19 protein-coding genes are annotated in these 23870 nt (G+C 50.3%); 16 read left to right on the top strand and 3 right to left on the bottom strand.

What is annotated here, in order from left to right:
- The first annotated feature begins 156 nt into the window (after positions 1–156).
- Both C7B82_RS31945 and C7B82_RS04745 read left to right on the top strand, forming a co-directional pair.
- Positions 157–1197 carry a glycosyltransferase family A protein gene (locus C7B82_RS31945; RefSeq protein ID WP_181357349.1) on the top strand — a complete coding sequence of 347 codons (1041 nt, stop codon included), beginning with the start codon at positions 157–159 and terminating at the stop codon, positions 1195–1197.
- A gap of 4 nt (positions 1198–1201) precedes the next feature.
- Positions 1202–3349 (top strand): NAD-dependent epimerase/dehydratase family protein, encoded by a 2148-nt coding sequence (locus C7B82_RS04745; protein ID WP_181357348.1) that lies wholly within the window; start codon positions 1202–1204, stop codon positions 3347–3349.
- A 25-nt stretch (positions 3350–3374) separates the two neighbouring features.
- On the opposite strand, the gene C7B82_RS04740 is transcribed toward C7B82_RS04745, so the two are convergent.
- A complete protein-coding gene (locus tag C7B82_RS04740) occupies positions 3375–3737 on the bottom strand; it encodes a DUF2442 domain-containing protein (protein ID WP_106255162.1) in 363 nt (120 codons plus the stop codon).
- A 106-nt stretch (positions 3738–3843) separates the two neighbouring features.
- Here C7B82_RS04740 and C7B82_RS04735 point away from each other — a divergent pair, with 106 nt between their 5' ends.
- The 10 genes from C7B82_RS04735 to C7B82_RS04690 all read left to right on the top strand — a co-directional run bounded on the left by C7B82_RS04735 (position 3844) and on the right by C7B82_RS04690 (position 14614).
- Complete coding sequence (locus C7B82_RS04735) at positions 3844–6384, top strand: NACHT domain-containing protein (protein ID WP_106255161.1); 2541 nt, start codon at positions 3844–3846, stop codon at positions 6382–6384.
- A gap of 10 nt (positions 6385–6394) precedes the next feature.
- The gene (locus C7B82_RS04730; protein WP_106255160.1) at positions 6395–6841 is read left to right on the top strand and encodes a hypothetical protein; all 447 of its coding nucleotides are present in this window, start codon (positions 6395–6397) and stop codon (positions 6839–6841) included.
- Positions 6842–7157: 316 nt separating this feature from the next.
- A complete protein-coding gene (locus C7B82_RS34960) occupies positions 7158–7268 on the top strand; it encodes a DUF433 domain-containing protein (RefSeq protein WP_245939730.1) in 111 nt (36 codons plus the stop codon).
- Positions 7269–8109: 841 nt separating this feature from the next.
- Positions 8110–8592 (top strand): MSMEG_0572/Sll0783 family nitrogen starvation response protein, encoded by a 483-nt coding sequence (locus C7B82_RS04720; RefSeq protein ID WP_106255159.1) that lies wholly within the window; start codon positions 8110–8112, stop codon positions 8590–8592.
- An 80-nt stretch (positions 8593–8672) separates the two neighbouring features.
- Positions 8673–9689: a Nit6803 family nitrilase gene (locus C7B82_RS04715; RefSeq protein ID WP_181357347.1), complete on the top strand. Its 1017-nt coding sequence runs from the start codon at positions 8673–8675 to the stop codon at positions 9687–9689.
- 81 nt (positions 9690–9770) lie between these two features.
- A complete protein-coding gene (locus C7B82_RS04710; RefSeq protein WP_106255157.1) occupies positions 9771–10856 on the top strand; it encodes an MSMEG_0568 family radical SAM protein in 1086 nt (361 codons plus the stop codon).
- 92 nt (positions 10857–10948) lie between these two features.
- A complete protein-coding gene (locus C7B82_RS04705; RefSeq protein WP_106255173.1) occupies positions 10949–11557 on the top strand; it encodes an MSMEG_0567/Sll0786 family nitrogen starvation N-acetyltransferase in 609 nt (202 codons plus the stop codon).
- Positions 11554–12654, top strand: coding sequence for a sll0787 family AIR synthase-like protein (locus C7B82_RS04700; protein ID WP_245939729.1), 1101 nt, complete (start codon positions 11554–11556; stop codon positions 12652–12654). The genes C7B82_RS04705 and C7B82_RS04700 overlap by 4 nt, the downstream gene beginning before the upstream one ends.
- Before the next feature lie 228 nt (positions 12655–12882).
- Entirely contained in the window at positions 12883–13239 is a 357-nt protein-coding gene (locus tag C7B82_RS04695; RefSeq protein WP_106255156.1) for a hypothetical protein, read from the top strand.
- Positions 13240–13540: 301 nt separating this feature from the next.
- Complete coding sequence (locus tag C7B82_RS04690) at positions 13541–14614, top strand: DMT family transporter (RefSeq protein WP_106255155.1); 1074 nt, start codon at positions 13541–13543, stop codon at positions 14612–14614.
- Between the two features lie 90 nt (positions 14615–14704).
- Here the strand turns inward: C7B82_RS04690 and C7B82_RS04685 are convergent, their stop codons facing one another.
- Positions 14705–15493, bottom strand: coding sequence for a class II glutamine amidotransferase (locus C7B82_RS04685; RefSeq protein ID WP_106255154.1), 789 nt, complete (start codon positions 15491–15493; stop codon positions 14705–14707).
- Positions 15494–16472: 979 nt separating this feature from the next.
- Here C7B82_RS04685 and C7B82_RS04680 point away from each other — a divergent pair.
- The 4 genes from C7B82_RS04680 (at position 16473) to C7B82_RS04665 (ending at position 22181) form a co-directional block, all read left to right on the top strand.
- Positions 16473–18908, top strand: a complete 2436-nt coding sequence (locus C7B82_RS04680; protein WP_106255153.1) for a phosphoketolase family protein — start codon at positions 16473–16475, stop codon at positions 18906–18908.
- Between the two features lie 103 nt (positions 18909–19011).
- Complete coding sequence (locus C7B82_RS04675) at positions 19012–20037, top strand: 2-hydroxyacid dehydrogenase (protein WP_106255152.1); 1026 nt, start codon at positions 19012–19014, stop codon at positions 20035–20037.
- Positions 20038–20356: 319 nt separating this feature from the next.
- Entirely contained in the window at positions 20357–21571 is a 1215-nt protein-coding gene (locus C7B82_RS04670) for an acetate kinase (RefSeq protein WP_106255151.1), read from the top strand.
- Positions 21572–21638: 67 nt separating this feature from the next.
- Complete coding sequence (locus C7B82_RS04665) at positions 21639–22181, top strand: peroxiredoxin family protein (RefSeq protein WP_106255150.1); 543 nt, start codon at positions 21639–21641, stop codon at positions 22179–22181.
- A gap of 229 nt (positions 22182–22410) precedes the next feature.
- On the opposite strand, the gene C7B82_RS04660 is transcribed toward C7B82_RS04665, so the two are convergent.
- Entirely contained in the window at positions 22411–22935 is a 525-nt protein-coding gene (locus C7B82_RS04660) for a sterol desaturase family protein (protein WP_106255149.1), read from the bottom strand.
- Positions 22936–23870 lie beyond the last annotated feature (935 nt).

The following is a 23870-nucleotide window of genomic DNA, read 5'->3' as shown; positions in this document are numbered from 1 at the left end:
GAAAACGATACGCTTTTTTGGGCATTCTAGGCTCAACGTTTTTGTAGCACTGAGATTTGTAGTACTGAGACGTTTAGCCTGATTCCCGCAGAGTGACTGAATTAAACAAGGATAGGAAGCGTCTCACAATGGCAATGGCGTTGATAGGGAGGGTGCGTGACTAGCTCACATAACATTGGGGTCGTAATCATTGGGCGGAATGAGGGCGATCGCCTGCTTCGCAGTCTTGATTCAGTGGTCAACGGCACACGCCCGGTTGTGTATGTTGACTCTGGCTCCACGGACGGCAGCTGTGAGGCCGCGCACGATCGTGGTGTGATGGTGGTCAATCTCGATCTGTCTATTCCCTTTACAGCCGCCCGCGCCCGTAATGCTGGCTTTGATCGCTTGCGCGAACAGTACTCTGACGTCGAGTATGTCCAATTTATAGACGGTGACTGCGAAGTCGTTGCAGGCTGGTTGGACGCAGCGGCGATGGCGTTAGACGCAAACCCTAACGTTGTCGCAGTGTGTGGCTGGCGGCGAGAACGCTACCCCGATCTCAGCCCCTACAATCGGATTTGCGATGTCGAATGGCGGATGGGGCCTGTCGGTGAAACCACTCATTTCGGCGGCGATGTGATGATCCGTGCCAGCGCCTTTGCCGCCGTTGGTGGCTATGGCAACAGTGTGATTGCGGCTGAGGATGACGAACTGAGTGTCCGTCTGCGGCAGGCAAACGGCTCGATTCTCCGCCTTGATCAGAACAGCACGCTCCATGATGCCAATATCCAGCGGCTGTCGCAATGGTGGCAGCGGGCGAAACGTTGCGGCTATGCGTACGCACAGGTTTCAAGTCTGCATGGCGCATTGCCAGAACGCAAGTTTGTCAAAGAAATACGGCGGATCTGGCTGTGGGGAATGATTGTACCGTTGGGCGCGATCGCGCTGAGTCCCTTTACGTTTGGGCTCTCACTCCTGGTCTTTGGGCGCTACCCGCTAACAGCACTACGAACCATTCTTGGTACCCGCAAGCGCGGCTTTTCCTGGGATGAGAGTATTCCCTGGGGAGTGTCCTGTGGGGCGTCTGTGTTTCCAGAAGCGTTTGGGATTGCCAAATTCACTGGCGATCGCCTGCTCCACAGACAGCACGAAATTATTGAATACAAGGGTGCCCAAACACCCGCGACAAAACCTATGCAAGTAACAGGGAGATAAGCCAATGGCAACTCATAACGGCAATAGTAAACCCGTCGCCGTCGCGCTTCTGGGCGCAGGCTACATTTCTGACTACCACTTTGCCGCACTGCGGTTGTTGCCGAACGTTGAGGTTCGAGCCATTTGCGATCTAAACAAGCGTCTCGCAGAACAGTTTGCCCAGTCAAAAGGCATCCCCACTGTTTATTCTGACCTCGGCGAAATGCTCTCCCGCGAAAACCTCGATGTGGTGCACATTTTGACGCCACCCCATGTGCACTTTGCCACTGGCTGTCAGGTTGTCGAAGCCGGTGTCGATGCCTTTATTGAAAAACCGCTCTGCCATCGAGTGAGCGATTGTCAGGAAATTCGCCGTCGGGCTGAGACGACGGGGCAAACGATCGGCGTCAGCCACAATTTCCTCTACTTTCCGGTGTACGAAAAGCTGGTTGCGGATCTACGCAGTGGACGGTTGGGACGGATTGACCAGATTGATATTGTCTGGAACAAAGAGTTGGGGCAGTTGTCCGGCGGGCCCTACGGTGCCTGGATGCTGCAAACGCCGAAGAACATTTTGTTTGAAGTCGCACCGCACTCGTTTACACACCTCGTTCACCTCATTGGGCAACCGGATTCGCTATCGGTGGATGTCAACGATCGCATTGATCTGCCGCGTGGGCTAGAGTTTTACCGTCGCTGGGAAATTCGCGGCTGGAAAGGTAACACGAGCATTCGGCTACGCTTCTCGTTCATTGATGGTTATCCAGAGCATTACATCCACGTGCGCGGTACCAATGCAGTCGCGCATGTGGACTTTGAGAACAACACCTACACCTGTCAGGAACACACACCGTATTTACTGGATGTCGATCGCTTCGCCACTGTTGCCGCTGTTGCCCGAGATTCAGTCTCGCAAGCCACTGGTACCTTAGCGAACTTCGTGCTCTCCAAAGCAGGACTCTCGAAGGCATCAGGCCCGTTCCCCTACAGCATTGCGCGAACGGTTGAAAGTTTCTACGCTACACGCGGCAGCAAACTCGATGAGCGGGTTGATGCCTCCCTGGGAGAGGGTGCAATTTCGCTGGCTGAGTGGATTGCCCGCGAAACTCACTTGCCAGAGCCCAAAACAGACATGTTTGTGCTCAACCAGACCGCTGAACAAGCCGTGCCCAAAGCCAACGTGCTGGTCATTGGCGGCACGGGCTTCATTGGTCAGGCACTTGTGCGGCGGCTACGTCAGGATGGGCATGGCGTTCGCATTCTTGCTCGTGATCCCAATAATTGCTCGCCTGCATTACGAAGTATGGGAGTCGAACTGGCGAAAGGTGACTTCGCTGATGCCAAAGCGATCGAAGCGGCGCTGGAGGGCATTGAGTACGTCTATCATTTAGCACGCGGCACGGGCAAAACCTGGGCTGACTACCTCAAAACGGATGTGGAGCCCACGCGCAAGGTCGCGGAACTCTGTTTGGAGCATGGCGTGAAGCGCTTGTTCTACGCGTCCTCGATCGCCATCTATTACGCTGGCAGTGGTGCTGGAACCATTACCGAAGAGACAAAGCCTCACGAAGGCATGCTGCGGGTTGCGCCGTATCCCCGATCGAAAGTCGAAAACGAACGCACCTTGCTCCAGATGCAGCGTGAAAAAGGCTTACCTGTCGTGATTTTCCGTCCGGGTGTGGTGCTCGGTCGCGGTGGCAATCCCTATCACTGGGGCATCGCAGCCTGGCCTTATAACTCGGTTTGCCGTCTGTGGGGTGATGGTAACAGTAACCTGCCGATCGTTCTGGTCGATGACGTAGCGGATGCCATGGCACGGGCGATCGCTGTGCCGGGTATCGAAGGCGAAACATACAATCTGACCAGCGAACCTCAAGTGACTGCCAATGACTATCTGGATGAGTTTGAGCGCCGTGCTGGGTTGAAGCTGCGTCGTGTGCCCACTGCCAGTTGGCGCAACTATTCAGAAGCCCTCGTCAAATGGGCAGTCAAGAGTCTTGGACGCGATCCGAATGCTGCGTTCCCTAGCTACGCCGACTGGGAAGGCCGCAGCTTTGCGTCTGTCTTTGATGCATCTAAAGCGGAACGTCAACTCGGCTGGACACCCGTCAAAGACCGTAGCGCCCTCATCCAGGAAGGCATTCACGCCCCTGTCGATGAGTTCTTTGCATAGTTTCTACATGTAGGAGCGGGTACTACTACTGGTGAATCGCCATCCACGCTGCATTGCCATAAATGCCGTTGAGCCAGGCGGGAACGCTCAGGTCGGCATCCAGCTTTTCCCAGTGGAGTCCTGTACCGGAAGGTGTTACTTCAACGTCAGCTAAATCGTCGGGTGATGCGCCTGCTAACCCCTGACCCAACTCTGCCGGAAAGCTGAACGTTGCTCCATAGCGCAACTGAATGACAACCCTGCCAGAATTGCGGTCATAGAAGGCAGATTCAGCCGTTGGTTCAGTGAGGCTGGCGTTGGCGGAGCCTCTCGTTCCGAGACTTGCTGCATTTTGTTTCGCTTGCGCGATTTGTGCGATCAGTCCTTCGTTGAGTTCCACGCTATCCATGAATGCTTTTCAACTATTTGATACGTTGCAAGGATTGTCGCAAAGGCATTGTTTTGTTGCTGTAAGTAGAATAGCGGAAAGAAACGTTATAAGTCTGTCAGGCTAAATGGACATTGAAGAACTTCGGCAGAAAGTTAGTTCCCCGCGTGAGAGCGCGAAGTTGGACTTTAAGCTTCACCTATATAAAATTAATGAACCAAAACCTACAGAGCCTATTGAGATTCAGAAGTGGACAGATAATAGAGAAAAACTGTGGGGTGAACTGGTCAAAGATGTGATAGCTCTGACTAATGGCAATGTTGGTACAGCCAAGCAGACTGCATATCTTATTATTGGAGCCGACGACAAACTTAGAGCAGATGGCACTCCAAACCTGCAAGATATATCTGGTGTGCCGAAGTGCAGAGATATATACGACAAGATTAATTCGTATTGTTACCCTCGTCTTCCCGACCTTAACTGTCAAACCTTGCTCCTTGAGGGTAAAAATATCTTTGTTGTCTCGATTCCGCCAAGCCCATACCTTCATAAGCTTTCTAAACAATTAAAAACACCCAAAAAGGAATTTTCACCGCATACAGCCTTAATTCGTCGTGGCGATGGGGAAGAAATTTATGAAGCTGATCCACAAGAACAGGCAACACTTCAGCGCGAAAAAGCTTGTTTGTTGAGTACTGACGCTGCTTCCAGTCAACCGATCGCAATTGATTGGAAACAAGTTTGTTATGACGTGCTGGAAAAGCAAAATCGGCAATGGCTGACGGCGCATCCTTTGGGAGCAGGGGCGCGACGTGTAGCAGATATGTACGTCCCGTTGGAGTTGGTGGAACGTCGAGAAAAGCCAGCGAGAGTTAATCAACCAATTGATCCAGCGCAGTGGTCAGTGCGGGAAACAGAAAAGACAACACCAATTTTGCTGAGTCAGTTCTTTGAGGATGTCATTAAGCAGGGCAAAAGCTTGAAGAGTCAGGGCAAGCGGATTGCGATCGTGGGTGAACCCGGTGCAGGTAAAACCACCCTTTTGCAAAAGATTGCTTGGGAGATAGACAGCTACCCAATTTGGATCAATTTGGCAGACCTGAAACCAGACGATACGCTGCAAGAGTATTTACTGGAAAAGTGGCTCAAGCCGTCACTCTCTGTCATTCGTCAGTGTGCACCGGAAGCTGTGCCTAATCTAAAAGAGCCAACGGAAGCATTAGAAACCGCATTCTTAGAAGCCTTTGGGCAAGGGCAGATTTGCTTACTGCTCGATGGTGTGGATGAGATGGCAGTAAATATTGGTCAACCACTGTCTTGGATTGCCAAAGAACTTCAGAATGGTTGGGTGGATAAGGCAAAAATTGTCTTAACTTGCCGCGTCAATGTCTGGAGCGCAGAAGGCAGTCGGCTAGAGAATCAGTTTGATGTTTATCGCAATCTGGATTTTAGCCCTGAACAGGTTGAGGAGTTTATCGATAAATGGTTTGCTGATCAGCAAGAGCACTCGTCTCGCAATGCGTTAAAAAATGAGTTGGGAAGAAAGGGCGATCGCATCAACCGCTTAGTCAGAAATCCTTTACGGCTGATGCTGGTTTGCCTCACCTGGAATGGCTTAGGAGACAAATTGCCGGAGACAAAAGCAGGACTCTATCAACGCCTTATCAAGGGACATTACCAGTGGAAGGAAGAGCATCAAGAGTTTGTCATGCCTGAAGAGCGGCGAGATGAACTAGCGCGACAGTTAGGAGAGCTAGCAAAAGCAGCCCTGGACAGCGAAGAAGCTCGCTTCCGACTACGAGAAAGCTATGTTGAGAATTTTTTAGGTCGCCGTAAGCAAGAGCAATCGCTATTTTGGTGGGCAGTCAAGTTAGGTTGGCTCATTCCCATTGGCTTACCATCAGTTGAGGAAAAAGATGCCGATGAGCTTGTTTATGCCTTCTTCCATCCGACGTTTCAGGAATACTTTGCGGCACTGGCGATCAATGATTGGGACTACTTCTTACCTTGTGATCATAAAGATAAACCCAGCAAAAATCTTAAAGGCGAAACCAAATACCGAATTTTTGAACCACGCTGGAAAGAAGCAATTTCTCTATGGGTAGGAATGGAGGGAAAATTAATGAGTGTGAAAAGATTAGAATTTTTCAAGACCTTAAAAGAGTTTAATGATGGGTGCCACTCCTCAAACTTTTACGGTGATAGAGCTTTCTTTCTGTTAGTGGAAATAATCTCCGAATCTGGAAGCGTTAGACACATAAAAGATGTTTTACAATTTTTAATAGAGATGGCTGTTGGTATATTCAACTCTGATACTCAAGAATGGAGTTCTTTTCTTTACCCCTTAGATTATGAAGCCCAAAATTTGCTTCATATTTTCAACCATCAGTTAGTCGTTAAAAGTTTAACTGATTATTTGATGACAGTAGAAAACGATGATGGTAGATTTGAGATCGCGATGCTTTTGCGAAGAATAACATCTTCCAGATGTAAAGAGATTCCCGGTGTCGATCGTTTGGTTGTTTCTACTATATTCAACTTGATTAATAGCGAAGATGACTGGATTAGAAGGCATAGCAGAATGTTCATAGATTCTGCGCTTTTCTGCGTCAACTTCCCTCAACAAAAAATCTGTACAAACTTCACGAGACTCCTCTCAGGAAAATGAAAGTGATGTTTTGTATTTTGAAAGTCTTTCTACTAATGAAGAGCTTGAAGAATATGAAGAAGAGGAAGAAGGTTCTGATATTTTTCAATTCAAGGCAAACGAGTTAACCGAAGAATTTATTCAACTCATGAAACTTGATCCAGACGATACGATGTTCTTACAAGAATGTTCAGAAAGACTTATTTCACTCCTTAGAAGAGATTTGGTAGAAAGAGAACTAATGCCAGTAATGATAGAGCTTGACTATAGTCATACATCTAAACATAATTTATATTCACTTGTAATTAACGGGCTGAAAGAATGTGTTTCAGAAGAGACATATCATAATAGTTATGCTCAATTTAAGTACTGCTACGAGGTAATGTGGCACTGCGCTAAAAATATGGATTACCCGGAGTTTTATGATATATGGCATCAGTCTACTCATTTAAAGACCACTGTCGATAACTCTCATTAAGTTGCAGTAGCCTGAATGTAGTGATTGAGAGGCACGATCGCACATCGACTACACAGGATCACTGGCGATCGAGGTAATCCCAGATCCTTAAAAGACGCGATAGATGAATTGGAACGAAAAGGCATCACTTTAATTCTTGTAAGGGTGGGAATGAGAGGAACGATAACCCCTGGTAGATGAAGGAGCGCAGATTTACCTGTTTCTGACATAGCGGAGCACAGACTGATCAGCTTGCTGTAACCTGACTGATTGTAGAGAGCGATCGTATGATTGCTAAACCAGAAGCGAAGCCAGTTCTGCTCAATGGGTTTAGTTTATGTTTGTCGAAACCCTCTCTCGCTATGTCACCCGTAATTCTGAGATTTTGGGCGGTGAGCCAATTATTATCGGCACTCGTACATCCATCCGTGCCATTGTCGGGCCGTGACGCTTAGGCGTACTGCCAGAAGAAATCTTGACCCATTTGCCTCATCTCACTTTGGCACAAGTGTCTGATGCTCTTAGTTTCTATTTTGATCATCAAGCAGAGATTAATGAGTCTATTGAGCGTAACCAGGTACCTGACGTATTGGTGCATCCCTCCGTAAAGTCGGTATTGCGTGCATCGTGACGCTTTTCGCCACTCTCTACACAGATGAGGCTATGTCAGCTCCCAACTCCTGATCATTACCGCGTTTCCAACACGGGTGATCGCATCGCTTGACACTTCACACCTGTTTAAATCAACAGGCTCTTTCAACAAAACTGAGACAGCGTTGAAAGTTAATGCAGCCTTTCCCTGCCCATAGTGTTAGACCTCAAAAGTTTGTAACAAAGTACACAGGTTAGATCAAAGCCTGCTTCTAAGCTTCACCAAAGCAGGCAGTTAACACTGTCGGTTAAAACTGGTTTTAAGGAGGATAGAGAAGTCGGAAGCGGCAGCAATTGAATGTTCAAGTGTTCAACTTTCGGCTTCTATTTCTTACACTGGCTGCTGCAAACTGCTCACTAGCGGCACGCGCATTTGACGGCTAAACCTTCGCCAAATCAATATCGCTTACGACCGTGCCACTGATTGATCATCACTGCGCGATCGCAGGCTCACAGGGCTATGTGCGCTTTGCATACGTGTTGTGAATCTGTTTATTGCACTAATCAACTAAGTCAGCTATCGATCGAACGGTTCTAGATTTCGAGTGAGAAAATACGTCGGTTTTGCACCATTGCTTCGGCAATTTTGACTGACTGCTCACACTAACCGCTAACAACTTTTTACTGAGGATAAAGGAATGCCTGAAGTAACCACTCCCGCTCACAAAGCTGGCGACTTTTTTGTCGATTACGAAGAAAAAGTTTTTGAAGATGTCAAAGCGGAACCGGGTGAAAAAGCGCTGGTCACGTTCCACACCGTTGCGTTTGAAGGGTCGATCGGTCTCGTCAACCTGCTACAAGCCCTGCGCCTGCTGCGGAAAGGCTTTGAAACCTCTGTCTTACTCTATGGCCCTGGTGTCACGCTTGGCATCCAGCGAGGGTTTCCAAAAATTGGCGACGCTGCTTTTCCTGGGCATCAAAACTTCAATGACCAGCTCAGCAAGTTCATGACCGAAGGTGGCAAGGTCTATGCCTGCCGTTTCGCGCTTCAGGCGTTATACGGTCACGGTGAGCCTTCTTTAATGCCAGGGATTCGCCCCATCAGCCCTCTCGATGTGCTGGACTTGATCTTGCTGCATCGTAGAGACAATGCCTTCATCCTGGATACATGGACGGTGTAGAAAGTTTTGAGTGATGAGTTTTGAGTTAAGTGGTTATCTAGCTGAAAACTCGAAGCTATTGACTTGCTCTAGGAGGCATTGTGGATTATTCACGCACCGTTAGAGCCGCAGCCGTACAAATCAGTCCGGTGCTGTTCAGTCGGGATGGGACAACGGAGAAAGTGCTGCAAGCGATCGCCACCGCAGCCAAGGAAGGCGCACAGTTGGTCGTCTTCCCGGAGACCTTTGTGCCCTATTATCCGTATTTTTCCTTTGTCCAACCGCCCGTGATGATGGGTAAGGAGCACATGCGGCTGTATGAAGAAGCCGTTGAGGTGCCGGGTGCTGTGACTGATGCGGTTAGTCGAGCGGCGCGATCGTACGAAATGGTGGTTGTATTGGGTGTGAATGAGCGCGATCGGGGTTCCATCTACAATACGCAGCTCATTTTTGATGCCGATGGTTCACTGCTGCTGAAGCGACGCAAAATTACCCCAACCTATCACGAGCGAATGGTTTGGGGACAGGGCGATGGCGCAGGCTTAACTGTGCAGGATACAGCAGTGGGCAAAGTCGGTGCCCTGGCGTGCTGGGAGCATTACAACCCCCTAGCCCGGTTCGCACTGATGGCGCAGCACGAGCAGATCCACTGTGCTCAGTTTCCTGGGTCGATGGTGGGGCAGATTTTTGCTGACCAGATTGAAGTGACGATTCGCCATCATGCCCTGGAATCAGGCTGCTTTGTGGTTAACGCCACAGGCTGGCTGTCACCAGAGCAGGTCGGGCAAATTACCACTGATGAAAAGCTCCAGAAGGTGCTGAGCGGAGGTTGTCATACCGCCATTATTGGGCCCGAAGGCACGCACCTCTGCCCACCCATTACGGAAGGCGAGGGCATGGCGATCGCTGATCTGGACTTTTCCCTCATCACCAAGCGTAAGCGCATGATGGATTGCGTTGGGCATTACTCTCGCCCAGACTTGCTGCAACTGAGGTTGAACCCCAGTCAGTGGTCAGTTGTGAGTGGTTTGCAGACAACGGGCGATGTAGTGGAAACAGAGAACGGCATTAATCCGATCGCGTTATCTCAGCCTGAATTTCTCACGCTTGAGCCATAGTGGTCAGCCGTCAGCTATCAGCCATCAGCTATCAACCTCCCAAAAACTCCTTTAGCCTTTAGCCTTTATTTCCCTCCCTCCATGAACAAGCAGCAATTAATTACAGAACTCCAAACCAATGGATTGCGATTAGTGGAGGAGAGTGGCGTGACTGGACGCAAAGGGGGTGCGGGTCCCTCCGACCACAAAGCCGTGACGGTAGATGGAACCACTGTGATGGTGCCGATCTACACGGGTACGGCATCCCGATCGCCCTATACCGTGACGCTTGATTCCATTGCAGAACAAGCCACCCTGCATTGCAACGAAGAAGCCGTTGCGCCGATCGCGTTTCCACAGCAACCGAAGTTTTATGGTTTGATGACGGCAGATGGCATTCCCTACTGGAAGATTGCGCTGCTGCATAGTCACGATGTGCTAGCAACCACCGTGCTACAAACCTGTATGCGTTACAGCGATGCGGCGACATCCTGTCAGTTTTGCGCGATCGGGCAGTCCTTAGAAGCAGGGCGCACGATCGCTCGCAAAACGCCTGCCCAGCTTGCAGAAGTCGCAGAAGCGGCTGTGCGATTGGATGGCGTCAAGCATATGGTCATGACGAGCGGGACGCCGAATACGAGCGATCGGGGTGCTGCCTACCTAACCGAATGCGCTAAAGCCATCAAGCAACGGGTTGCATTACCCATCCAGGCACAGTGCGAACCACCCGATGACTTCATCTGGTTTGAGCGGCTGAAGGCTGCTGGGGTAGACAGCTTGGGCATGCACCTCGAAGCCGTCGATCCTCACGTGCGCGCCCGCATCATGCCAGGGAAAGCGACGGTGCCCGTGGAGTATTACTACGAGGCGTTTGCTGCCGCTGTCAAAATCTTTGGCTGGGGACAGGTTAGCACCTATCTGCTGGCAGGTTTGGGCGACGATTTGCCGACCTTACTGGCAGCTTGCGATCGCCTGATTGCGATCGGCGTTTACCCCTTTGTCGTCCCCTTTGTACCCATCAGCGGCACTCCTTTAGCAAACCACACGCCACCCACCAGTGAATTCATGCTGCCCCTCTACCATCAGGTCAGTGCGATGCTCAACCGCGCTGGTATGTTCTCTCAAGACATCAACGCAGGCTGTGCCAAATGTGGTGCGTGTTCGGCGCTTTCAACGTTTGAGTCTTAGTGTCAGCGGTCAGCGGTCAGCGGTCAGCGGTCAGCGGTCAGCGGTTAAATCTAAATCAAAAATCAAAAATCAAAAATCAAAACCTCCTTCCCATGTCCATGCATTCCTATTGCTTCAAATTAGCAACATCTCCGTCAAAATTGAGTGGCTACTTTGCGCTAAGGCACTCGATTTTTGTAGAGGAGCAGCAACTCTTTCAGGGTGGCGATGTGGATGAGATGGATGCGATCGCTTATCCGATCGTGGCACTGGCAGCAGAGGCAGCTGCCGAGATGCAGAATCGTCAAACTAGAGAACCCCTTGTCTTGCCGCTCGCGCAGCATCCTGTACTTTCAATACATCCTACTCATTGTCTACAAAACTCTCCCGTACTGGGCGTTGTCAGAATCTATGAACCAGAACCCGGTCTTTGGTATGGTGGGCGACTGGGTGTGCATGAAACCTATCGTCGTGCGGCCCGTATTGGGAAGGGGTTGATTTATAAAGCCGTGACTACTGCCAATACGTGGGGATGCGATCGCTTTCTCGCGACTGTGCAGCTTCAAAACGTCCGTTTCTTTCAACGGCAACACTGGCATTCTCTCGAAGAATTGACCATTCATGGGCTCCCACATCACTTGATGGAAGCCGACTTGAACTACTATCCACCTGGCACAGAGCAGCGCCCAGCCCTGTCCAGTTTCGTCAGGGAAGCCTCTTGAAGCTAGCAGAGCTCACCGCACACTTACAGCAGTCGTTGGGTATTTTGCACAAGCAGGATATTCAAGCGGTGGCGCGTCGGTTGGGAGAAGTTGGCGGTCAGCAGTCAGCAGTCAACGGTCAGAATAAACTCAAAACGTCCTTCAGCTTAAGCTCAGGTCAAACTCAAAACTCAAAGCTAAAAACTCAAAACTTCCCATCTTCCCCATCTTCCCCTACGTCCTCATCCCCTCACCCCCCATCCCGCACGCTCCTCGGTGATGATTGTGCCGCCATTCCCGATGGTTCCGGCTACCTCCTCATGGCAGCCGAAGGGATGTTGCCGTCGTTGGTGGAAACAGAACCCTGGTTCGCAGGCTGGTGTGCGGTGATGGTGAATGTGAGCGACATCTATGCGATGGGAGGACGCCCGATCGCGGTGGTGGATACCCTATGGAGTCAAGCAAAGACCCTTAGTGATTCATTATTGGATGGGATGAGGGCAGCCTCTGAGGTCTATGGTGTGCCGATCGTTGGTGGGCACACGAATGGTCACAGTCACTACAATGCTCTGTCGGTTGCCATTTTGGGACGCGCAACCCAACTGTTGACGAGCTTTGATGCACAACCGGGCGATCGGCTACTCATTGCCACCGACTTTCGCGGCAAACCCCATCCCAAGCATCCGTTTTGGAACGCAGCAACGACAGCCGATCCGGTGCAGCTGCGTGGGGATCTGGCGCTTCTACCGTACCTGGCGGAGTCGGGTTTGTGTCAGGCTGGTAAGGATATCAGCATGGGCGGCATCGTCGGCACGCTGCTGATGTTGCTGGAAACGTCAAACTGTGGTGCGGTGCTGCATCTGGATGCCGTTCCTTGTCCGCCAGAAATGCTTCTGGAACGCTGGCTGCTGTGTTTTCCCAGCTATGGTTTTTTGCTGAGTGTTCGCCCTGAAAACGTTGACGCGGTGCGATCGCTGTTTCATCAGCGCGACCTAATTTGTGAAGCGATCGGCGATGTCCAAGCAACCCCACAGCTGATCCTCAAACACCAGGAGCAAACTGCCGTTTTTTGGGATCTTGCCGAGCAATCGCTCACTGGCTTTGCCCCAGTTAAATGAGCTGACGGCAGTAGGCGTTTCATCGATCGGCCAGTTGTCCTGCCTTTGTCTCTTCGAGGAAAGAGAGTGGCGATCCTCACAAGTTCCTCAACTTGTTTTCCTAAGCTAGATTTGCAAGCTAACTAGATTTGAGCCTTGCTCTCACCTGCTTCCAATGAAGGATAGCCTTGAAGCAACGTTTAGAGCGCTGCCAAATGAGCCTGACTAGAGCGATGGCAGGAGGAAACAATGACTAAAGCCCTGGTGAATCTAACGCTGCCAACGGTGGTGGGGGAAATTGAGCAAATTGTTGAAACCTATCCTCACCATCCCTATCAGCAGGCGTTTGCGAATCCTGACATCCGGCAGGAATTAATTGCGTATGTGCTCTCTCAAATTCACAACGCCTATGTGGCAGTCGAAGAGGGAGAACCTATAGCAGCTGATAGCGAAACAACGCCTGCGCTGGACGAATCAGAGACTCACTTAAAGTCCTTTATTCATGAGGGTATGCAGCAGGTGCTTCAGGCTCATCCAGAGTTAGTAAGCCACGAAATTCCTGATGCTGCGGACGAGTATTTGCCCACATCTCATTGGTTTGGCTGACTTGAGTTTGGTTGCATCAAGCCATGACAAGTTTAGAGTGCCTTCCCAGGCTGACTGATACGCTTGCAGGCGCATCGGTCTTTCCAGTTTTTCTGGCTAGCAAGTTTTTTCTGGCTATCAATGGCTGAGATGGTCAATGGCTGACGGCGATCGCCTACGTCTCTGCGGGAGACAGGAGATTGCCCCCAACCAGACGCTTATTTTTGAACAAGCCCTTTGTTTGCAATCATGATTAGTAGTGGAGCACAGCAGCAATGCTTCGGCATTCGTTGTGGACAGGTCACTTAATTGAAAGGCAAGCATGGGGCATTCTTCTCCGCAGCAAGCAACAGCATTCAGTCGATTCATGCACCGGATACCTGGACAAGCGTACCTCTGGTTCGCCGTCCTCATCTTTGGGGCGTCGAGTGCAGTGACTCGCAAAATTACAGAAATTGGCGCACAGCACTTTGTCGATGGGCAAAATCCCATTTCTCTCTGCAACGTTTTGTTTGTCGGTAATCTCTGCGCCTTACTGGTTCTGGTCATCATTTACAGGCAACAGTGGCATCTGCCGACGTTGAGGCAACGCTCTGGGCGGGAGTGGCGGAGTTTGATCATGGTTGCCATTTTGTCCGGTGCGCTGGCTCCAGGCTTAATCTTCCAGGCCCTGGCAACGACCCAGGTGACGAATGTGGTGCTGGTCAGCCGTCTGGAACCGCCGTTAACCCTGGCACTCTCGATCTGGCTTTTAGGCGATCGCGTCAATATTTGGGAAATTATGGGTGCGATCGCGGCCTTCATTGGCGTTGGCTTAACGATCTTTTTGCAACCAGCGAGAGACTCCATGATGCACATGGGAGGGTTTCATATTGGTGTCGGTGAACTGCTGGCAACGCTGGGCGCGATCGCGCTAGCCGTCTCCACCATCCTTGGCAAAAAGCGGTTATCTAAAGTTCCGTTAGGCCTTTACAGCGTGGTGCGAACAGGGCTCGGCACCCTGGTCTTTTTCATCGTTGCGCTAGTGCTTTACGGCCACAACCATTTTATGGGAGTACTGTCTCCCTTTCTGTGGAAGTGGATGCTGCTGTATGGCGTCATCATTGTTGTCGTCGGGCAATCATTCTGGCTGACTGGCTTACGCGCCTCGTCTGTTTCTACGGCGTCTATTGTGGGTTCCTTTGCTCCGATCGTCGGTATTGTGGCAGCGTATTTGATCTTGGGTGAAGTGCCTACGCTCGCTCAATATATTGGGGGCAGCGTGATTTTGCTGGGGTTGCTGCTCAGCCAAATCGGTCTTCAGCGCCGAATGGCTCGTCAACTTGCCGTGGCTACGGCAGAGTCTGTGCCAGCAGAACAGGCGATCGAAACCAACATGGGCTTCAAAGGCATTTAAGCAACGCGATGAGTCGTCTTGAAGCTTCTATAGAGACATCGCAATCCATGTCTCTACCCAGAGCATTGCACCTTGATACAGTTCCGATCCTTAACCATCTCCCAAGACATCAGACGCCAGTGGCAGTCCGTCCTGGAACACCAGCAGTTCGCCGGGTTGCAGGGTTGTCCAGGCTTCATTGTCGGTCAACGGTACTGTTGTGATAATGGCGACGCGATCGCGCGGTGTTGTCAGTTCTTGAAAATCAACCGTGATGTCGGCATCAATCAAGTGTGCGGCTGCGAAGGGAGCCTGCCGCACCACGTAGCAAAGCTTAGTCGAGCAATGGGCAAAGAAATGCTCTCCATCAGAAAGCAAGTAGTTGAAGCTACCGCTATTGGCGATCGTGCGTGTCACTGCTTGCAAGATTGGATAGAGCTGACTCAACGGTGGTTTCCCAGCCGGGAAAGACTGTCGCAGCGTATTGAGGATCAAGCAGAACGCTCGTTCGCTATCCGTTTGGCCGACTGGATGGTAAAACGGCGTGTTTTCTGGATCAAAGTCTGGCAAGTCGCCATTGTGGGCAAAGACCCAATACCGTCCCCACAGTTCTCGCTGAAACGGATGGCAATTTTCAAGCGCAACGACACCAAACGTCGCTTTGCGGATGTGGGCAATGACATGTGTGGATTTAATCGGGTATTGACGCACCAACTCCGCGATCGGCGAGAGCACTGATGGTTTCTCATCCAGAAAAATGCGACAGCCAACACCTTCAAAAAAAGCAATGCCCCACCCATCTCGGTGCTCATCGGTTTTGCCGCCGCGTGACGAGAAGCCTTCAAACGAAAAGCAGATATCGGTCGGGACGTTGCAGTTCATTCCTAATAGTTGACACATGGAAGCAATATTTATTTACACCTTATACAGCGGTTTCGACCTAGATGAGGTACGGCAAAGAACCCTATACAAGGGCTTCAGACATTATTTTGTACCTCACTCACCTGAAAACCGCTGTAGATCTGAAACTTAATGGCAATTAACGGTAGCAGCGTTTAGCTAATGTTAGGAGCCAAAATTACATAGTTTTAACACTCTCAGGAATAACAGCTTAGGAATAACAAGGCTAGCGTAAGCTTAATCAGATATTAATGAGGCTGACAGCCTTACCAGGATAGAGTAGTCATTAAGTCATCCGCAAGATTTAGGATAACGCTTAAAATGAGGCTGCCAGAAGCTTATAAACGGTAAAATATTAGCCGTTCCATCTATCAGTAATTGTATGAGTGAAGACGGGAAGAGGGGTGCCACCTCCGTCTAGGAGCAACGTCTACATAGTCTCTTTGAACCTAATAGTCTCAGCTTTATAGCGATCGCCAGAGCAATTCGCTGCTCGGATACGCGCTACAACCAGCGCAAAGTGAATCCTTATTCTTCTTTTAGGTGATTTCCGAGAAAAAAGGTGCCGCTTGGTAGAGGGCAGGTTTTGCCAACGTCTTTGCCTGTAGACGATCGCTCTGTGTCAAACCTGCCCTGAGGGATTTTTTGTTGGCTAAAAATCTTCTTAAGATTCTGTTTGCGTTTCTTAAGCTCATTTTTATCTTTATATTTACCTTTTTAGATGTTTTCCACTTACACTCTCACATAGAGATTGATGGTTTACTCATTGGTCAATGAGTCTCGGCAAAGAAGTTTTAACGTAGAGGTAAGGCTTACTTCACAAACTGACAGCATCATTAGCCGCGTTGGCTATTTCGTTGTTTGACCGTTCAATAGTTCAGGTGTGATTGCCTTAAACATGTATCACTACTTCCTTTCTCAGTGAAAGTCGTTAAGTCTAACTGCAGTCATTTCAGTCCACCTTACGCGAGGGCGAGTTATGGTAGCAACACCTTCTAAAGCAGTGAGTAATACCTCTATTAGTGCTTTTGGAATAGCGCGATCGACGGTTGAGGGTGCGCCTCTCAGTGCTGAAGCACTCCGTAAAACGCACGCTTATTGGCAAGCCGCCTGTTACTTGGCGGTGGGGATGATTTATTTGCGTCACAATCCGCTATTGAGTGAGCCGTTAACCACAGAGCATGTCAAAAGTCGCTTGTTGGGGCACTGGGGATCAAGCCCCGGTCAGGCCTTCATCTGGGTTCATCTGAATCGGGTGATCAAGAAATATGACCTCGATATGATCTACCTGTCAGGGCCTGGGCATGGTGCGCCCGGTGTGCTGGCTCCGGTTTATTTGGAAGGCACCTATTCTGAAGTCTATCCCGACAAAAGCGAAGATGTGGAGGGGATGCTGAAGTTCTTTCGGCAGTTTTCGTTTCCTGGTGGCATCGGTAGCCACTGTACGCCTGAGACGCCGGGATCGGTGCATGAGGGCGGGGAACTGGGCTATAGCCTTTCTCATGGCTTTGGGACGGTCTTTGACAATCCCGCTTTGATCAGTGCAGTCGTGGTGGGTGATGGAGAATCGGAAACGGGGCCATTAGCAACCGCATGGCATTCTAACAAGTTTCTGAACCCGCTGCGGGATGGAGCTGTGCTACCGATTCTGCACTTGAACGGCTACAAAATTAACAACCCCACGATTCTGTCTCGCATCAGCCATGCCGATCTGGAGCATCTCTTCCTGGGCTATGGCTATCAGCCTTACTTTGTAGAAGGGTCTGATCCCGAAAGCATGCACCAGGCGATGGCGGCAACGCTCGATCGCTGCATCGAAGATATCCTGAGCCTTCGAGAACAGGCTCGCAGTAGTGGCGAGGCGAAACTGCCCCGTTACCCGATGATTGTGCTGCGAACGCCCAAAGGCTGGACAGGCCCTGGTGATGTCGATGGGCATAAGGTGGAAGGGTTCTGGCGATCGCACCAAGTACCGCTCTCAGGCATGCACAAAAATCCGGAGCACTTAAAACAATTGGAAACATGGCTGCGAAGCTATCATCCAGAAACGGCGTTTGACAAGAGTGGCAAATTGGTACCGGAACTCAAGGCGTTGGCACCGGAAGGCACTCGGCGCATGAGTGCCAATCCTCACGCGAACGGGGGGCTGCTGCGGAAAGATTTGCGGATGCCCGATTTCCGTCAATATGGTGTGGATATTCCCAAGCCTGCACAGATTGAAGTGGAAAACACTAAGCCATTGGGTGTGTTTTTGCGCGACGTGATGCGGTTGAACCCAACCAACTTCCGCGTCTTCGGGCCTGATGAAAATACCTCCAACAAGCTGCAAGCCATCTACGAAGTCAGCAAGAAGTTTTGGATTGCTGAATACTTACCTGAAGATGCCGATGGTGGTGAACTGTCGCCCGATGGTCGGGTAATGGAAATGCTGAGCGAGCACACGCTAGAAGGTTGGCTAGAAGGGTATTTGCTCACCGGACGACATGGGTTCTTCTCGACCTATGAGTCCTTTGTACATGTGATTGATTCCATGTTCAACCAGCACGCTAAATGGCTGGAAATCTGCAACCACATTGCGTGGCGAGCGGATGTGGCATCACTGAACTGGTTGATCACCTCTACCGTCTGGCGACAAGACCACAATGGCTTTACCCATCAAGATCCTGGTTTTTTGGATCTAGCGTTGAACAAAAGCCCCGATGTGGTGCGCATCTACCTGCCACCGGATGTGAATTCGCTGCTATCGGTTACCGATCATTGTTTGAAGAGTAAGAACTATATCAATATCATCGTGTCGGACAAGCAGCTCCACCTGCAGTTCCTGAGCATGGACGCGGCGATCGAGCACTGCACGAAGGGTATTGGCATTTGGGGTTGGGCGAGCAACGACCAGGGTGAAGAACCGGATGTGGTTTTGGCAACGGCGGGGGATATTCCCACGCTAGAAGCACTGGCAGCAAATGTCATGCTGCGAGAGGAGTTCCCCGATCTCAAGATTCGGTTCATCAATGTGGTGGATCTCTTCAAGCTGCAGCCCCATACGGAACATCCACATGGATTGAGCGATCGCGATTTCGACTCCTTATTCACGATCGACAAGCCCATTATCTTCAACTTCCACGCCTATCCCTGGTTGATCCATCGTCTGACGTATCGCCGCACCAATCACGACAACCTGCATGTGCGCGGCTATAAAGAGAAAGGCAACATTAACACACCGTTGGAATTGGCGATTAACAACCAGATCGATCGCTTCAGCATTGCGATGGATGTGATTGATCGCGTGCCTAAACTCAAGGTGGCCGGTGCTCATGCGAAGGAGAAGTTCAAGAATGAACAGATCAGTTGCCGTAACTATGCCTACGAATATGGTGAAGATCGACCCGATACGCTGAACTGGAAATGGCCGTATTAGGTAGCAAAGACCGCCACTTTCTTCAAGAAAGCGGCGGTCTTTGCAGCACATTGAACTGAGAAGGCAAGCTTAAGTTTGACCGTTGCGATACAGGCGTAAACCCATGAAAGTTGTTGTTTTCAGTACCAAAAAATACGATCGCCAGTTTCTGGAAGCCGCTAACGTTGATCACAATCATGAGCTGGTGTTTCTGGAACCACAACTGAATGAGCTAACCGCTTCGCTTGCAGAAGGCTTTCCGGCAGTTTGCCTTTTTGTCAATGACATCGCTAATGCCCAAACGCTAGCAACGCTGGCTGCAAACGGCACACGCGTCATCGCTTTGCGGTCTGCTGGCTTCAACAACGTAGACTTGCACGCGGCGGCGGCGGTCGAGATTAAAGTCGTGCGCGTCCCTGCCTATTCACCCTATGCGGTTGCGGAACACACAGTCGGACTCATCTTAATGCTGAATCGCAAGCTGTATCGGGCTTACAACCGGGTGCGCGATGACAATTTTTCTCTGGATGGTCTGTTGGGTTTTAACCTCCACGGTCGCACGGTTGGCATCATTGGAACAGGTAAAATCGGGCTGATTTTTGCCCGTATTATGCACGGTTTTGGCTGTTCGCTGCTGGGCTATGACGCCTATCCCAATCCTGAATTTGAGGCGATCGGCGCATCTCGTTATGTCGAATTATCTGAGTTATTGGAAAACGCTGACATTCTTTCACTCCATTGCCCTCTTCTGCCTGAAACCCATCATTTGATCAACGCCAACACCATCAATCAGATGAAACCTGGAGTGATGCTCATTAATACCAGTCGCGGCGGGCTCATCGATACCAAAGCCGTGATTAAGGGTATCAAAACGGGTCAAATTGGGTACCTTGGCATTGATGTTTACGAACAGGAAGACAATCTTTTCTTTGAAGATCTGTCCGATACTGTCATCCAGGATGATGCGTTTCAACAGCTCCAATCGTTTTCAAATGTGGTGATTACGGCTCATCAGGCGTTCTTTACGAGAGATGCACTGGAAAGTATTGCCAGAACAACGCTTTCCAATCTCACTGATTTTGAGCAGGGGCACCCCTGTGCTAATGAAATCAAAGCGACTAAAAAAGTAGCTGTAATGGGATCTGTGTGAATGCTTCCAGGGCTGTTCTCAGCTACGTATGTTGTCGGCAATGGGCAGGAGGCAGAAAGGCTTGATCTTACTGGATTCTGCCTTTTATTGTTCAAATCAGATTCGTAACCAAATACCTGGAGGGGTAGGTTTTGCCATTCAGCCATGCCAAAACTGATCACGTATCGCCCAAATCCACCCCTACGACTGACTATCTTTTTCGCCAGAACTGGTTAAATCGGGGTAGCAACACCCTGGTTGCAGGGTTTACTGTCTAGCCGTACCAGTCATATCCTGGAGCGATCGGTTATCTAATCCACGCCTTTTAGAAAGCTGACCCATGAAAATATTGATCCTGAATGCAGGCTCAAGTAGCCAAAAAAGTTGCCTTTATGAGGTCGGCGATCGACTACCAGAACAGCCTCCTGAACCACTGTGGGAAGCGAGCGTAGACTGGACGCATCACCAGGGTTTGGCAGAAATTAAGGTCAAAACGTCAGCAGGCGCGGTGTTAGAGGAAAAGATACCCGTGCAGCAGCGCCCCGAAGTCATTGCCCACATGCTAGAAACCCTGTGGCAAGGTGATACCAACGTCATTGATCACCCGTCAGCGATCGACGTCGTTGGGCATCGCGTGGTGCATGGCGGGCAAGACTATCGACAGAGTGTGCGCGTCACACCAGACGTGAAAGCCGCGATCGCTCAACTGGCAGTGCTAGCTCCGGTACACAATCCCGCGAACCTGGAGGGTATTGACGCGATCGAACTGGCGTTGGGTAAGGACGTGCCGCAAATCGCCGTTTTTGACACCGCGTTCCATAGCCAAATTCCAGACGCGGCTGCCATTTATCCTGGTCCTTACAAGTGGGTCGATCTGGGCATTCGGCGCTATGGGTTCCACGGCATCAGCCATCAGTACTGCGCACAACGGACTGCCCAACTGCTCAACCGCGATCTGCACGACCTGCGGCTAATCATCTGCCATCTGGGTAATGGTTGCTCCCTCTCTGCCATTCAGCATGGACACAGTATCGATACGACAATGGGTTTCACTCCCCTGGAAGGGTTGATGATGGGCACTCGCTCCGGTTCTGTTGATCCCAGTATTCTCATTTACCTCATGCGGCAGGAAGGCTACACTGCCGATCAGTTAGATCACGAACTGAACAAAGCCTCTGGGCTAATGGGCATCTCCAGTGTGTCAGCCGATCTCCGTCAGGTGCTGGCCGCGATCGAAGCCGGAAACAACCAGGCAAAGTTAGCGCTGGATATTTACATTCATCGCCTGCGATCGTGCATGGGTGACATGCTTGCCAGTCTCGGTGGCTTGGATGCACTCGTTTTCACCGCAGGCGTGGGCGAAAATGCGCCGATCGTCCGCGCCCTTGCCTGCCAGAACTTTGAGTTTATGGGACTGAAACTTGACTTAGAAAAAAATCAAAACCATCCTGTTGATCAAGAGATTGCGACCGCAGATTCAACCACCCGCATCTTTGTCATCCATACTCAAGAAGATTGGGCGATCGCGCAGGACTGTTATCGCCTCATGCAGTAGACACATGACTGCAACCTTTTCATCTAGAATCAAGCTGAACGTATCATTTACCCTCTAACCCTTTCCCATGCTCACGTCTACGGATTTTAGCGGACTACTCAACCAGCGTTTTTTCAACAATTTCTTACCTATTCCTGCGACAAACTCGTTGGCAAAGGGCATGATCACGCCTAGCTTTGAGTTGACAGATGTGACGAATGGGCGATCGGTGACGCTGACAGACTTTCGCCGTCGTAGACCCGTTGTACTGGCTTTTACGCGCATTTTTACCGAAAAGCAGTATTGTCCCTTTTGCTTTCCACATATCAAGGCGCTGAATGAGAGCTACGAAGAGTTTCTCGATCGCGATGTTGAACTATTGATGATCACCAGCACCGACTTACGGCAAAGCAAAACCGTTGTGAAGGATTTGGGCTTAAAAATGCCTCTTTTAAGCGACCCAAGCTGTAATAACTTCCGTGCTTATCAGACTGGGCAAGCGCTGGGTGCACCACTTCCCGCGCAATTTGTGCTGAATAAGGTTGGTCAACTCCGCTACAAGCACCTGTTCTCATTCCTGGATCACAACGCCAGCATCGAGACCTTGCTTAAGGCCGTGGATCGACTGTAAGGAGTGAGCATCAAAGACGTAGGGACGTGATAGCCTGCGGCAGACAAGAAACGCAAAACGCCCCTACGCAAGACTATTTGAGATGAGCTTGCTCTAATGGAACGCTAACGTGGGTGGGTGCTATGAGTTGCTCTCACGTCTCAGGCGCTGTTGATGGCAGTGGAAAGCAGTACGATCGCCTGCAGTGAACTAACTGAGACGATCGCCCTCAGCGAGCTAATCAAACTTCCTAGACAGGCGAATACCGCAGCTGGAGCCTGAGCCAGCGTAATAATCGCATCCAGGCTCTGGCAGGCTGCTCAAAGAAAGTGAAAATGTCGCCAAAGCCCATATTTGTTTTCTGATGGTGCAACCAGTGCTGTTCTGGGGTGGTGATGAAGAGAAGCTGACACAGAAGCACGATCGGCTTTGGCGTTTGCCAACCCAGGGCATTCACATGTCGCCACCAAACATGAAACTGACCAAACAGTAGCCCAGTGATCACGCCGATCGGTGAAAATGACCACAGCGCGGCAGCAACCAACAAATACGGTAGCGCGCCCAAAAGGCCGTCAAGCAACACTTGCATGTTGAACGTCAAAATAGCGTAGTGGCGAAACGTTTTTTTCGCGGAATGGTGAGTTTTGAGATGAAGGCTACCAAAAACATGTTCAGGGACGTGATAGCAAAAGGTAGAAAAAAAATCACCAAGCACTAGTAATAACCAGGCGACCATCAATTGACAAATGAGCGTACGCGCGATCGCCTCAAGCATGGGTACTCCTCACACCGGATCTAAATTGGCACTGTAAATTTGACAGGAAAGACATGTGGTCACTTACTGCCTCGAAACGTTCCCGAAAAGTCGTCATTGCGAAGATCCAAAACGAATCTTCAGGCGGTCACTAAACTCGGGACATTACCCCAGGTTCATCTCTTGTTAACATCTCTCTGCCGCTTTTGCGTGTAGCCTACAGCACTCGCCCAAAAGCGCCTCTTAGCCCTATGGGAAAATGGGTATGGCTACAGACCTCAAGGCTAAACAGACGGTCTTTGCCGCTTGCGCTTCTATGAAGAAACAGGATCACCATGACTACCAAAGCAGCAATTAGTTAAGAATTGCCCCACCAGAAAGGATGTCCAATCTCGTATACACACATTTTCCGATAAGTAAACTGTGGATTTAACGTCTTCGTCATATTTTTTTACAAGCAGCGGCCATGTTTGCCTTAGCCTGCAGTATTCATGAGGGGTGGCAGACGATCGGCAAACGAGTCCAAGTTGGACAGAGAGGAGGCCGTTTTAGAATCATGCATCGACACAGTGGTGAAAAGCCGAACGAAAATGGCTAAAACCGCCCAAACAAACGGTCAATAGAGACACTACGCTTCTGGCAAGCCCCCAATTAGCCTAATGGCAGCACTTTGGTTGACACTAATTGCTGCGTACTTTGACGCCGTTCATGGACTTCGAGAGGGATGCTCTCCTAGCCAACCTTATGTACGCCCAAATAGCACAGCCGATGTGGAAATTCATGTGAGGGGGAGGGGGGAGGGATGAAAGTTTTGAGTTTTGAGTTTTGAGTTTTGATTTAACCGCTGACCGCTGACGCTGACCGCTGACCGCTGACTAATAGACCTGTTGCTTTATAAGAGATAATAACCTTAAAGTCCTTCTCAATTCATCAGCGCATGCTCAACATCGCCAGAG

Origin of the sequence: Stenomitos frigidus ULC18, assembly GCF_003003795.1 — a bacterium.
GTDB lineage: Bacteria > Cyanobacteriota > Cyanobacteriia > Leptolyngbyales > Leptolyngbyaceae > Stenomitos > Stenomitos frigidus_A.
This window is presented reverse-complemented; position numbering and strand designations above follow the sequence as displayed.